This is a genomic window from Bacillus cereus group sp. N6 (genome assembly GCF_016483705.1).
GTDB classification, from domain to species: Bacteria; Bacillota; Bacilli; order Bacillales; family Bacillaceae_G; genus Bacillus_A; species Bacillus_A wiedmannii.
Map to the genome: position 1 here is coordinate 19,133 of NZ_JAEHBI010000033.1, position 13,804 is coordinate 32,936.

Consider the following 13,804-nt stretch of genomic DNA (forward strand, 5'->3'; position numbering starts at 1 on the left):
CTATGTCTCACCTGCCGGAATGGACACTTGTCATTCTTCGCTCTGTATTCATATTAATTATTTTATTCGCTATTACGAAATGGTTAGGGAAAAGACAAATCTCTCAGCTCTCCTTTTTTGAATACATAGCCGGAATGACAATCGGTGACATCGCTGCCCAAGTATCTACAGGGCTCGATTCAAAATTTTTTCACGGCGTCTTTGCAATACTCATTTTCGCTGTGGTACCTTTTTTAACAGGAATCCTCTCTTTAAAGAACAAAACAGCTCGGGACTTCTTTGAAGGGAAATCTACCGTATTAATAAAAGACGGAAAGATACTCGAAGATAACTTGAAGAAAGAAAAATATACGAGTGACGAATTACTGGAACTTCTCCGTGGAAAAAGTGCGTTCAGCGTAGCTGAAGTCGAATTTGCTGTCTTAGAACCGAGCGGAGAATTAAATGTATTATTAAAGAAAGATTCCCAGCCACTTACAGCAAAAGACATCGGTTTAAAAGTACCAAATGAGAAAGAACCACAAACTGTTATTATGGATGGAAATGTACTAGATGAACCTCTTTCAGCAAGCGGACATAACCGCGCTTGGCTACATTCAGAATTAGAAAAACTCGGTGTTGTTATTGAAAATGTCTTTCTCGGTCAAGTGGATTCATACGGACAACTTACTATCGACATTTACAATGACAAACTCCAAATGCCTTCTCCTCAAAACAAACCTTTATTATTAGCATCTTTAAAAAAATGTCATGCTGATCTTGAACTATTTTCCCTAGAAACAAAGTCGAAATCAGCAAGCGAAATGTATAGTAAAAACGCGAAACACATCGAAAAGATTTTAAATAAAGTAACCTATCTTTTAAAAGAATAGATATCGAAAGAACGCTTCAGTAAAAAGGCGTTCTTTTCTTTTTTCTACAGCTTTCATGACGTTTAAATTTATGTAATTCGGTTATGATGTTGAAGATACATAAGCAGGGAATTTCAAAAACATAGCGAATAATTCATGGTACAACTACATATTTTTTTGATTTAAAGTGGTTTCGTTTGACCTTTATTGACCATAATTGTATTATAAGACTAAGAAAGCTTTATAAGGAGGAAATAACAGATGAATTTAATTCCTACAGTAATTGAACAAACAAATCGTGGAGAACGCGCTTACGATATTTACTCTCGACTATTAAAAGACCGCATCATTATGCTTGGTAGTGCAATTGATGACAACGTAGCTAACTCAATCGTTTCCCAGCTTTTATTCTTGGAATCTCAAGATCCAGAAAAAGATATTCACATCTACATCAACAGCCCTGGTGGTTCTATCACAGCAGGTATGGCAATTTACGATACAATGCAGTTTATTAAACCACAAGTATCAACAATCTGTATCGGTATGGCTGCATCTATGGGTGCATTCTTACTTGCAGCAGGTGAAAAAGGAAAACGTTATGCACTTCCAAACAGTGAAGTAATGATTCACCAACCACTTGGCGGAGCACAAGGTCAAGCGACTGAAATCGAAATCGCTGCAAAACGTATCCTATTCTTACGTGAAAAACTAAACCAAATTCTTGCTGACCGCACAGGTCAACCACTTGAAGTACTACAACGCGACACAGACCGCGACAACTTCATGACAGCTGAAAGAGCTCTAGAATACGGCTTAATCGATAAGATCTTTACAAATCGTTAATAGATATTTAAAGCGGAAGCGGCTCGTTTAGAATGGGAGGAGGATGGAGCTTCTGACAAAGAGGTGCTTTTTACCTCGTCGGAAGAAGCGAAGCCACCGACCATTTTAGTCGCTGGAGCTGGATAGATTTAAAGCGGAAGCGCCCTATTACAGGGCGCTTTTTTTATGTATTGGCCTCCACACGAATATCCCCCAGCTAGTATTAACCTAAATATATCAGCGATGTTTCAAATATATCGACCGTAACTCCAATTATATCGACGATTCGACACAACTTATCGACTTACCGACAATTCTCGACAAGCACACACCCCTTAAATCCCCCTCCCCGCTAATTCGCACACACAACAAAACAAAAAAGCTATCGCACATGCGCGATAGCTTCTTATTGTATATATGCAGCTAATGCTTCTAAAGCTTCTTCTGCATCTGAACCTTCTGTTGTAATTGTTATCATGCTACCAGTTCCAATTGCTAAGCTCATAATCCCCATTATGCTCTTTGCATTCACTGTCTTTCCATCTTTCTCGATGAAGATATCCGCATGAAAGCGATTGGCCTCTTGTACAAACAACGCAGCCGGACGTGCTTGTAAACCGTTTTTTAATGAAACCTTAACTCGTTTTTGAACCACAGCTCCATTTCCCCTTTAACCTCTTATTTTTTTGCTACCGTTTCCCCCGCGCGTAATTTCTCTGCAATCTCATCGATTTTACGCAAACGATGATTAATACCCGATTTACTAATTTTCCCCCCGGATACCATCTCGCCTAACTCTTTCAATGTTACATCTTGATAATCTCTTCGTAATTGTGCAATTTCTCGCAGTTTATCTGGTAATATATCAAGACCAACCGTCTCATCAATATAACGGATATTTTCAATCTGCCTTAGCGCTGCACCAATTGTTTTATTTAAATTGGCTGTTTCGCAGTTCACTAAACGATTTACTGAATTACGCATATCGCGAACGATTCGAATGTCTTCAAATCTTAAAAGTGCATTATGAGCGCCTATAATATTTAAAAACTCCGTAATCTTTTCTGCTTCTTTCAAATACGTAATGTACCCTTTTCTTCTTTCCAACGTCTTACTATTTAAATCAAATCCGTTCATCAGTTCACATATAGCATCATTATGTTCCTTATATAACGAAAAGACCTCTAAATGATAAGATGATGTTTCTGGGTTATTTACTGAACCACCTGCTAAAAATGCACCACGTAAATACGATCGTTTACAACATTTCTTCTCAATCAATTCTTGTGATATATTTCGGATAAACGAAAAGTCATCTCGAACAATATGAAGATCAGCTAATATTTCGCGAGACTTCTCAACAAGCCGCACAATATATACATTATTTTTCTTCAATCGCATTTTTTTACGAACAAGTAATTCTACCGTCACGTCATATCCTTTTTTCAAAAGCGTATAAATCCTTCTTGCGATTGCCGCATTCTCCGTTTGAATATCGATAGATAGACGACGGTTTGAAAAAGAAAGCGATCCGTTCATTCGAAGTAATGCTGATAATTCTGCTTTCTCACAGCATTCCTTCACCTCAAGATTCGTTAGCTCTTTCTTTGTTTCTGATGCAAATGACACAGTCAACACCTCCTTATACGATTACTTTGGAACAAAAATCTTGTCCTATATGAAATGATGAGCGTTACCTCAAACGAGGCAACGCACATCTACAACAGTGAATATAAAATAGAAGCTAGTTTTAATGTATCGTGCCTTACAACACGATCATCATACTTCGCTAATTGATCTTGAATGACATCAATATTGCTCTCTGTAAAACGCTCTTCATCTACTACAACTGGTGCCGACATTTCTTCCTCATATAACTGACGTAATTCACAAGGAATATCACGGTTATTTACAATTGCAGTATCGATAAATGGTTTACCTAAATGATCATGTAACGCCTGCACATGGTCAAACGCAGTATATCCCATCGTTTCACCAGCTTGCGTCATAACATTACACACATATACCTTCTTCGCTTTTGCAGCAAGAACAGCGTCCCCAATTTTGTTAACAACTAAATTCGGTAATATACTCGTATACAAACTTCCTGGACCAAAAACAAGTAAATCAGCTCGTTTAATTTCAGCCAACGTTTCATGTAACGGCTCTACATCTTCTGGAGTTAAAAAGACGCGGTTAATCTTCTTCCCGGAATAAGGAATCTTTGATTCGCCTGTTACAATTTCTCCATCTTCTAGTTCCGCATGAAGTACCGCACTTTGGTTCGCTGCCGGTAACACACGTCCTCTGACATTTAACACTTTACTCGTTTCCGTAATCGCATGGAAGAAGTCTCCTGTAATCGAGGTCATACCCGCTAATAATAAATTTCCTAACGCATGACCTTTCAGCCCGTCTCCCGTTGTGAAACGATGCTGAAATAAAGCTTCCACCAGCGGCTCTACATCTGATAACGCAACAAGTACGTTACGAATGTCACCTGGGGGTGGAATTTCGAGCTCATCACGTAATCTACCTGAACTGCCACCATCATCAGCGATTGTAACAACTGCTGTAATATCAACTGGATATTGTTTTAATCCTCGTAATAAAACAGAGAGTCCAGTACCGCCTCCCATGATAACAATTTTAGGTTTTCTCTCTTTTTTCATCCCTTAATGGCCCTTTCTCTTCTCCACATCACGATGAGATACATGAACGCTATACTCTGGTTTCAAATGTTTCCCAAGGTATTCTGTAAGCGTAACAGAACGATGCTGTCCACCTGTACATCCAATTGCAATTACAAGTTGACTCTTGCCTTCTCTTTTATAATGAGGCAGCATGAAAGTAATAAGATCCGTCAATTTTTCTAAAAACTTATGTGTCTCATTAAATTTCAGCACATACGATGAAACTTCTTCATCTAGTCCTGTTAATGGCTTCATATGTGGAATGTAATATGGATTTGGTAAAAAACGAACATCAAATACTAAATCTGCATCAATTGGAATACCGTACTTAAATCCAAATGACATAACATTTACACGAAATGCTTGCTCAGTTTCAGTTGAAAACAGATGAACAATTTTTTCACGTAATTCTTTCGGTTTTAAATCCGATGTATCCAGCACAATATTCGCTCGTGCCTTCATATCAGTTAATAAGCCACGCTCCATCTCAATTCCCTTTAACGGCAAACCAGTTGGTGCAAGTGGATGCGAACGTCTCGTTTCTTTATAACGAGTTACAAGCGTGCCATCTTTCGCATCTAAGAATAAAATATGAGGAATAATCCATGTACGTTCTGATAAATCATCAAGTGCTCCCCATAAATGTTCGAAAAACTCTCGGCCACGTAAATCAACGCCAAGTGCCACTTTATTCATTTTCCCTTTTGAATCTGCCATAAGCTCAATAAACTTCGGCAATAACATCGGTGGTAAATTATCTACACAGAAATATCCTAAATCTTCAAAACTTTGTAAAGCTACTGTCTTTCCAGCTCCAGACATTCCTGTAATAATTACCATTTTTATATCATTATTCTCTGTCATCGTATCCTCTCCTTGACGGTTTAACTCGGATCTAATCGATATGAAAGCAACTCAAAATCTGGGGTATATACAAATGTACCGTAGATTATGCCATTTCCTTTAATTAAATAATCAATAATGTGATAATCTCCTGGTGCCATTGCTAAATCATCAATTTTGTCAAATGTATGCCAACCAATGATGCCTTCTTCGCTCTCTAGTTTGTTTTCTCCTGCAAAATCTGTCGCTAAAAAGGAGAACATCATCCATTCAGAAACAACTTTATCACCTTCTTGGATGACAAAAGTGAAGACCCCTTTTAACGCTGGGTTCTTTAAATAAATACCTGTTTCTTCACGATACTCGCGAACAACGGAATCTCTTACTGTCTCACCACGCTCCATTTTCCCGCCCGGTGCAACCCACCAATTTCGGCGAGGTTTTTGGAGTAAGAGTACTTCATTATCTCTAATTAACACACAGTTTGTCACTCTTTGCATGTTTCTTCACCTCAGCTACTTGCAGTAAATTTCTCACTGCATACTCATTTCATTATACTATCAAAAACAGTTTGCTACAACGAAGGAGCCAGTCCTCTTTCGCTAAGCACATGCTACTCAACAATTTTAAAAAAGCTTTCTAGAACAAGCAATGTAAATGCCTAGACTTTCAATGAATAGCATGAAAAATCCCCTTAACGATTTTTATCGCCAAGGGGATTAAAGTCCTTATTTCTTACCGAAATAAGTAACAATCGCAAATCCTAAAATAAAGGTAATAATTGAACTTATAATTGAAAATCCTCCAGTTGGAATACCAGGGAACACAATTACAATCGAGCCGATAACAAGTCCAATAATTGCCGCAAATGTCATACTTTTATAACGATCTAACAAGAAACTAATTCCTTTACTACTTACAACAAACCCCGCCATAACACCGGCACCGATAACTACGATTAAAGGTAAGTTGAGTGTAGTTAAAGCATTAATTGCTGTCGGATACACACCAATAATTAATAAAATAAATGATCCGCTGATTCCAGGAAGCAACATAGCCATACTAGCCATCCATCCTGCGAAAAATAAACCAATTGCATTTAAAATTGTTAACGTCGTAATTGGATCTGCTGCCTTATCCGGTTTAAAGAAAGCTGTGATCGCAACAAGAATTGCTGCAACTATTAGTAAAACAATGTGCTTACCTTTAAACGAAGACTTTGCATCAGCTTCTCTCATTAACATCGGTAATATACTAATAATTAAACCGAGGAAGAAAAATTGAGTCGGTTCATAATGATTTGCAAGTAAATATTTAATAACGTGACTTAATGTTAAAAACGCTGCTGCCACACCAGCTGCAAGGGGAATTAAAAACCCTAAATGCTTTTTCCATTCGCGACTAAAGAATCCACTAATTGCCGCAAGCAATTGTTCATAAATCCCTAACACAACAGCGATTGTACCGCCGCTCACACCAGGAATTAAATCACTAACGCCCATACAAAATCCACGATATATATTACGCCATTCCATACTGAATAAATTCCTCATTTCTTATAGTGATTTTTCCGTAAAGTCCAGTATATCAATAAGAAAGCTTATAATCTTAATATTTTTTGACAAAACTTTGACATTTTCATAATAAAAAAAAAAAAGAAAGCTCCTATCGGTAGCTTTCTTCTCAAAAGGCATATTATCCCTTATTTTTCTGATACTGTTTTTAGTTCTTCTAATAATTCTTCTACGTAATGTTGTGCACTTTGTGCTGCGATACTACCATCACCTGTTGCCGTTACAATTTGACGTAGCATTTTTTCACGAACATCTCCAGCGGCGAAAATACCAGGAACTTTCGTTTCCATACGCTCATTTGTTTCAAGGTAACCATTTTCATTTGTAATACCTAGTTCAACAAATGGTTTTGATAGTGGTAACATACCGATGTATATGAACACGCCATCAGTTTTGACTTCCTTCTCTTCTCCACTGTTTACGTCTACAAGTGTTACGCTTCCCACTTTACCATTTGCATCGTTAATTTCTTTTATAGTGTGATTCCAAATGAAATCAACTTTCTCGTTTTGGAAAGCACGATCTTGTAAAATTTTCTGTGCACGAAGAGTGTCACGACGGTGAACGATTGTTACCTTTGATGCGAAGCGTGTTAAGAACACACCCTCTTCAACAGCAGAATCTCCACCACCAATAACTACAAGTTCTTTTCCTTTAAAGAAAGCCCCATCACATACTGCACAATATGATACACCACGGCCGCCAAGTTCTGTTTCGCCTGGCACACCAATTTTTTTATACTCTGCACCGCTTGCAACGATAATTGCACGTGCTTTATATTCTTTTTTACCAGCAATAATTGTTTTGTATTCTTTACCATCGATGACTGCTTTCACATCACCATATGCATATTCAGCACCAAATTTCTTCGCATGCTCGAACATTTTATTTGATAAGTCTGGTCCTAAAATAGACTCATAACCTGGGTAGTTCTCTACATCTTCTGTGTTTGCCATTTGGCCACCTGGGATACCACGTTCAAGCATTAATGTGCTTAAATTCGCACGAGATGTATATACTGCAGCTGTCATACCAGCTGGTCCTGCACCAATAATAATGACATCATAAATTTTTTCTTCTGACACACTATTCACTCCTATTCATTCCTACACAATTAAGTTACCCTCATTATACTGTTAGCATCATTTTTTTCCCAATGATTTGCTTACCCTATGTGTGCGTACGCTTAACAGCCTGCACATACTTTCGAACAGTCGCTACAGATACATTATATACATCTCCAAGCTCCGACTGTGTCATCTTATTTCCTTGTTCGCCGCGCACAATATATTCAACCGCAGCTGACCAGCCGTATACATTTGTAAAAACTGCCCCAGATGTATATAAACGTATGAACGTACAAAACCAAAATTGTAAACACTCTTCGATTAATTCATCATCTTTTTTCGTATAATTATATAAAGCATCCGCAATTTGCGCGCACTGTTCAAATTGCTGTAAATCAGCTGGAATGCTCTTATGGCTATTAAGTAAAAAGAAATACTTTGCAAGTTGCGATACGATTGGAACACCGTTCTTCGCCTGTGTTACATCAAAGAAGAATCCCACCTTCTCTGGCGTTGACAATTCATTCATTAAATATAAAGCTAGCATTTGTTCCTCTAGCGTCGCACTTTGTTGAAATGATTTTCGTAATTCTTCAAATAATACGTTTTGTCCTTTATCTGCTAAATTCAGCGCATTCCACGGTTCTTTTCCCTTTTTATCAGGGTGCAATTCTATAACATGCTGCCACATTTTTTCAGCTACTTGCTGATCTTCCACCATATAAGCAGAATATGCAAACCAATAATAAAAACTAACGTCTCCCTCGTATCCTTGACGCTTTAATACTTTGAACCATTTATATGCAGGCTCAAAATGGCCAATTGTTGCAAGTGTCGTTCCAAGTTTCAAACGATGCTCGAACGAAATCGGATATACTGAAACTAACTGTTCCGCTAACGCTTCTACTTGTTTATGCTCTCCAATTGAATATAGGAAAATAAGCGTATTACAAAGCGCATGTATATTACCAGGGTTTTTCTCTAAAATCATTTCCGTTAACTTCAGAGCTTTATCTACATTACCAGATTGAAAATGTGCAATGGCTAAATTATTATGACCCGACCAAAATTCCGGATAATCTTTTGTAACAATTTCTAATGTAGCAATTGCTTCTTCCAATTGTCCGTTACGAATATAACGATTCGCTTCTTCCTGCATAACAATTAGATCATCTTCATCCTCAATCTCTTCCTCACCCATCGCTTCTTCTTCCATAATTTCAAGTAATTCTAGTGTATCTTCTACAAATTCCTTCTCTTCTGCAACTTCTAAATAACGATCCGCATACTTTTTCGCCTGCTGAAATAGCCCCATATATGCATAATTATTTGCAATAAAATAATAGCACTGTTCAAGTTCTGGATTAGATCTAACAAGCTTAAAGAAGATTTGATTCGACTCTTGATATTCACCAGCCTCAGATAATACTGTTGCTAATTGGCATAAAATAAACGGCTCCTTCTCACTTTGTGCCGCTCTTCGAAAATATTTAATTGCATCTTGCAATTTCTGCCCTTTGTAAGCCCTCATCCCTTTTTTATAAAAGAAGTCCGATAATTGATTAAAAGAGATAACTTGTCCGTTCTCCTTATATATTCCTTGATTTTTCCCCATATATCCTCCAGTTTTTTGTTTTCTTCGTTCACACATTCTTCTATCTATAAGTATAAACGATTCCGTAAAAAACAAAACAGTATATTATACTCAATTATTTCCTTTTTATTCATTAAAAAAGAAGAGAAATGTTACATTTTTAGCATCAACCTTCTCTAGCATCCATTTCTTCTTTCGTATAAATAACACGCATTGGATTTCCACCCACGAAAGCACCACTTGGTACATCTCTATGAACAAGTGTGCCAGCTGAAACAATCGCGCCATCCCCAATTTTCACACCTGGTAATATAGTCGCATTTGCTCCAATCATCACTTCATTTCCTATGACAATCTCTCCAAGTCGATATTCGCGAATTAAATATTCATGTGCTAAAAGCGTTGTATTATAGCCGATAATTGAATTCTCTCCCACAGTTATCTTTTCTGGGAACATAATATCCGGCACTACCATAAGCGCAATTGATGTTTTCTTTCCGACTTTCATCCGTAAAAATGTACGGTACAACCAATTCTTGACGGATAAAAATGGTGTATAACGCGCAATTTGGATAATAATAAAGTTTTTCATTACCTTCCAAAAAGACACTGTTTTATACACATTCCATAATGAATTTTCTCCCGAAACAGGATAGCGCGTTGTCCGTCGCACTTAACTCGCTCCTCTACTAAAAAGTGAAACTGTAAGTTAGTAGGGAAACAGCCCCCCTACTAACTTACTTGGACCTTTATGAACGGTTCATATTAGACAAAATCGGTAGCAAATCACTCATTTTATCTAGCATAAAGTCCGGCTTGTAAGCCTCTAAATATGCTCTACCTTTCAACGTCCATGAGACAGCAGCTGTTTTCGTACCCGCATTTTGTCCGCCAACAATATCGTGGTGATTATCCCCAACCATCAATGCTTCTTCCGGTTTCGCATCTAATAACTCAAGCGCTTTTTGAAGTGGTTCTGGATGTGGTTTCACATGCTCCACATCATCAATTGTCACGACCACATCAAAAAATTCATCAAGCTTTGACAACTTTAATCCCATCTCAACTGTTTGTCTCGCTTTCGTTGTAACAATACCAACTTTATAGCCTTGCTTCTTCAACTCTTGAACTGTTTCATATACAGTTTCATATTCTTCCACTAATTCATCGTGATGATCATGGTTAAATTGACGATAACATGTAATCATCTCTTCAACCTTGTTGTCATCAATCTTGCTGAAAGTATCATGTAAAGAAGGGCCGATAAATGGCAATACATCTTCACGCTTATATTGATTTGGATAATATGTATGTAACGTATGTAAAAAAGAAGAAATAATAAGTTCGTTTGTATTAATTAAAGTTCCATCTAAATCAAATAACACTGTATTTATTCTCATTGCCTTAGTCCCTTCTCTTTCCTGAATATGAAAGAAGCAGCACCTTATAATAAGATGCTACTTTTCTCTAATTTTCCGAATATCTTTTATCAGCTTGCCCCATTTTTCGTCTCACAATAATGAAAATAATAGAAATAACAACAAGTCCAATTGACATTACTTGTGCGATACGAAGTGGTCCTAACATTAAACTATCTGTACGTAAGCCTTCTACGAAGAAGCGCCCTACTGAATACCAAATTAAATATGTGAAGAATAATTCCCCGCGTCGTAAATTCACTTTTCGTAATGCAAGTAATAAAATGACACCTGCAAAATTCCATAATGATTCATATAAAAATGTCGGATGATAGTACACACCCTCAATATACATTTGATTAATAATGAAATCCGGTAAATGAAGCCCTTCTAAAAACTGTCTCGTTACTTCATCACCATGTGCCTCTTGGTTCATAAAGTTTCCCCATCGGCCAATTGCTTGTCCTAGTAAAATACTTGGCGCAGCAATATCAGCCAACTTCCAGAATGAAACCCCGCGTCGTTTCGCAAAAAGAACCCCTGTAATAACAGCCCCGATTAAACCACCATGAATCGCCAAGCCACCTTGACGAATATTAATAATTTGACTCGGGTTTTGCGCGTAATATTCCCATTCAAAAATAACATAGTACATTCTCGCAAATAGAATCGCGATCGGTACTGCAATTAATACAAGGTCAACAAATGTATCTTTTGGAATACCTAGTCTTTCTCCCTCGCGAGTTGCTAGCCAAAGACCTAATAGCACGCCTGTACCGATAATAATCCCGTACCAATATACAGGAAACGGCCCAAGTTGGATCGCTACACGGTCAAGCTGTGGTACAGAACCTAACAGCATATGTATGACCTCCCTCTCCAAAGTTTACTCCTGATTTCCTAACTCAATCGCACTCATTAATCGTTCAGAGAACTGTTGTGCTGCATTGACTCCCATACGTTTTAAACGGAAGTTCATCGCTGCTACTTCAATAATAACAGCCAAGTTTCGACCAGGACGAACTGGAAGTGTAATCTTCGTAAGCTCTGTATCAATAATCTTCATCTTCTCTTCATCAAGACCTAAGCGATCGTAATTTTTCTTTTGATCCCAAATTTCAAGATTAATAACAAGCGTAATACGCTTATAATTTCGCACTGCCCCTGCACCGAATAACGTCATAACGTTAATGATACCTAGACCACGAATTTCTAATAAATGCTCAATTAAATCTGGTGAGCTTCCTACTAATGTGTCTTCATCTTCTTGGCGAATTTCTACACTATCATCCGCAACAAGACGGTGACCACGTTTTACAAGCTCAAGAGCTGTCTCACTTTTACCGACACCACTTTGACCTGTAATTAAAACACCAACACCGTAAATATCTACTAACACACCATGTACAGCTGTTGTTGGTGCTAACTTACCTTCTAAATAATTTGTTAAACGACTTGATAATCTTGTTGTCGTTTGAGCAGAACGTAATAAAGGCATGCCTGATTCACGTGATGCATGCAGTAACTCATCTGGTACATCTTGATTACGAGTTATAATAATACATGGCGTCTCCTCAGTACAAAGCGCTTTCATTCTCTCTTGTTTTTGCTCTGTCGTTAACGTGTCAAAGAACGTAAGCTCGGTCTTTCCAAGAAGCTGCACGCGATCAGCTGGATAATATGTAAAAAATCCTGCCATTTCAATTCCAGGTCGTGATAAATCACTTGTATCAATCGGACGATGAATTCCTTCTTCACCACTTATTAACTCCAATTGAAATTGTTCAATTAAATCTTTTGTCCTTACTTTCGGCATATGTATAAACCTCCACTCCGCTGCGGGTTCAGTCTCATTTGATGTGAAATTCCATTCTACCGGATATTGTACCATTTTTTTCTGGAAACAAGAAATACGGTTTCTAATAAATAGAAAAAAACATTTCATACACATCATGAAATGTTTTTCTTTTTGTCATTTTCTCTTTTTTTCATATAAAGGTTCTACAATTACCTTTTCAATAATCATATTAAAAATTGAAATACAAATTGCCGCAACGATCGCTACACCGAACCCTGATATATTAAATGCATCTCCTAATAATGAATCTGCTATTTTTAACGTAATCGCATTAATGACAATTAAGAAGAACCCGAAAGTTACAAGAGTAATCGGTAGCGTAATTAAAATTAAAAACGGTTTTACGAACACATTTAAAACAGCTAAGATAATACTCGCAATAATTGCAGTCTGTATATTTGCTACGTAAAACGCGTCTGGCGCAATCCCTTTTAAAAGTCCCGATACAGCGATTAACACAACGCTATTTACAAGAAGTGATACAATCCATCTCATTTTCTTACACATCCTTTTGACATATATATTTCATCATACGCTAATAGATAAGAAACGCAAGTATCATACAAATACTTATATCAACTTATTCTACTCTTCATGCTTGTATACCTACTAACATTCACTTGTGAAATACGGGCCACACCATCTGTGCTCATGGGTTTTCACAAAGGTCCAAGTGAAATCTTTATCTACAATATAGATATCACCTTTATACATATCATCTGTTTCACATAATATATCATCCATAATTAATAAACTCGCATCTTTTATTAGCAGTACATCATCACAGTGTTGATAGAAGATATAGCAACCCTTTTTCACTTCATTATGAAACGCGTTCTCCGCTTCTTCACCCTCTAAACACTTCTTTTTCTCATAACTAAATATGTGCCAAAGATACCCACATGTATACTTATCTCCATACAGGAAAATGTCTTCTTTTTCCTCATCACTTAAATGGTTTGCAAAATGACCCTCCCAGCGTTTGCGAAAATATACACCCCAACTTTGAAACTCTCTTACTTTCATATTTTTCTTTCTTAAAACATCTACAAACTCCATCTTCTCCCCCTATAAAGCGAATTTT

The 13,804-nt window shown here is 37.3% G+C and carries 16 protein-coding genes; 2 read left to right on the forward strand and 14 right to left on the reverse strand.

All coding sequences use genetic code 11. From position 1 onward, the window contains the following. Nucleotides 1-2: 2 nt before the first annotated feature. On the forward strand, nt 3-872 hold the full coding sequence (locus JDS99_RS20705; protein ID WP_199695621.1) for a DUF421 domain-containing protein: 870 nt from the start codon (nt 3-5) through the stop codon (nt 870-872). A gap of 240 nt (nt 873-1,112) precedes the next feature. Further along, nucleotides 1,113-1,694: an ATP-dependent Clp endopeptidase proteolytic subunit ClpP gene (gene clpP, locus JDS99_RS20710; RefSeq protein ID WP_001049163.1), complete on the forward strand. Its 582-nt coding sequence runs from the start codon at nt 1,113-1,115 to the stop codon at nt 1,692-1,694. A gap of 385 nt (nt 1,695-2,079) precedes the next feature. Here the strand turns inward: clpP and JDS99_RS20715 are convergent, their stop codons facing one another. The 14 genes from JDS99_RS20715 to JDS99_RS20780 all read right to left on the reverse strand — a co-directional run bounded on the left by JDS99_RS20715 (nt 2,080) and on the right by JDS99_RS20780 (nt 13,779). After that, nucleotides 2,080-2,328, reverse strand: a complete 249-nt coding sequence (locus JDS99_RS20715; protein ID WP_000250305.1) for an HPr family phosphocarrier protein — start codon at nt 2,326-2,328, stop codon at nt 2,080-2,082. 23 nt (nt 2,329-2,351) lie between these two features. Then, nucleotides 2,352-3,302: a DNA-binding protein WhiA gene (gene whiA / locus JDS99_RS20720; RefSeq protein WP_000006568.1), complete on the reverse strand. Its 951-nt coding sequence runs from the start codon at nt 3,300-3,302 to the stop codon at nt 2,352-2,354. An 89-nt stretch (nt 3,303-3,391) separates the two neighbouring features. Beyond that, nucleotides 3,392-4,345, reverse strand: coding sequence for a gluconeogenesis factor YvcK family protein (locus JDS99_RS20725; protein ID WP_000712182.1), 954 nt, complete (start codon nt 4,343-4,345; stop codon nt 3,392-3,394). Between the two features lie 3 nt (nt 4,346-4,348). Beyond that, nucleotides 4,349-5,230, reverse strand: coding sequence for an RNase adapter RapZ (gene rapZ, locus JDS99_RS20730; RefSeq protein ID WP_000138461.1), 882 nt, complete (start codon nt 5,228-5,230; stop codon nt 4,349-4,351). Nucleotides 5,231-5,250: 20 nt separating this feature from the next. After that, the gene (locus tag JDS99_RS20735) at nt 5,251-5,709 is read right to left on the reverse strand and encodes an NUDIX hydrolase (protein WP_001190080.1); all 459 of its coding nucleotides are present in this window, start codon (nt 5,707-5,709) and stop codon (nt 5,251-5,253) included. A 228-nt stretch (nt 5,710-5,937) separates the two neighbouring features. Beyond that, on the reverse strand, nt 5,938-6,744 hold the full coding sequence (locus JDS99_RS20740) for a DUF368 domain-containing protein (RefSeq protein WP_000455195.1): 807 nt from the start codon (nt 6,742-6,744) through the stop codon (nt 5,938-5,940). A gap of 167 nt (nt 6,745-6,911) precedes the next feature. Beyond that, entirely contained in the window at nt 6,912-7,868 is a 957-nt protein-coding gene (gene trxB, locus JDS99_RS20745) for a thioredoxin-disulfide reductase (RefSeq protein WP_001288065.1), read from the reverse strand. Nucleotides 7,869-7,953: 85 nt separating this feature from the next. Further along, nucleotides 7,954-9,465 (reverse strand): tetratricopeptide repeat protein, encoded by a 1,512-nt coding sequence (locus JDS99_RS20750; protein ID WP_199695622.1) that lies wholly within the window; start codon nt 9,463-9,465, stop codon nt 7,954-7,956. A gap of 145 nt (nt 9,466-9,610) precedes the next feature. Continuing rightward, nucleotides 9,611-10,117 carry a DapH/DapD/GlmU-related protein gene (locus tag JDS99_RS20755; protein WP_199695623.1) on the reverse strand — a complete coding sequence of 169 codons (507 nt, stop codon included), beginning with the start codon at nt 10,115-10,117 and terminating at the stop codon, nt 9,611-9,613. A 76-nt stretch (nt 10,118-10,193) separates the two neighbouring features. Beyond that, entirely contained in the window at nt 10,194-10,844 is a 651-nt protein-coding gene (gene ppaX, locus JDS99_RS20760) for a pyrophosphatase PpaX (protein ID WP_199695624.1), read from the reverse strand. A 67-nt stretch (nt 10,845-10,911) separates the two neighbouring features. Continuing rightward, nucleotides 10,912-11,724: a prolipoprotein diacylglyceryl transferase gene (lgt, locus tag JDS99_RS20765; RefSeq protein WP_087983077.1), complete on the reverse strand. Its 813-nt coding sequence runs from the start codon at nt 11,722-11,724 to the stop codon at nt 10,912-10,914. A 24-nt stretch (nt 11,725-11,748) separates the two neighbouring features. After that, nucleotides 11,749-12,678 (reverse strand): HPr(Ser) kinase/phosphatase, encoded by a 930-nt coding sequence (gene hprK, locus JDS99_RS20770; RefSeq protein WP_199695625.1) that lies wholly within the window; start codon nt 12,676-12,678, stop codon nt 11,749-11,751. Between the two features lie 156 nt (nt 12,679-12,834). Further along, a complete protein-coding gene (locus tag JDS99_RS20775; protein WP_087983079.1) occupies nt 12,835-13,215 on the reverse strand; it encodes a phage holin family protein in 381 nt (126 codons plus the stop codon). A 114-nt stretch (nt 13,216-13,329) separates the two neighbouring features. Then, nucleotides 13,330-13,779: a DUF4275 family protein gene (locus JDS99_RS20780; protein WP_199695626.1), complete on the reverse strand. Its 450-nt coding sequence runs from the start codon at nt 13,777-13,779 to the stop codon at nt 13,330-13,332. Nucleotides 13,780-13,804: the final 25 nt, after the last annotated feature.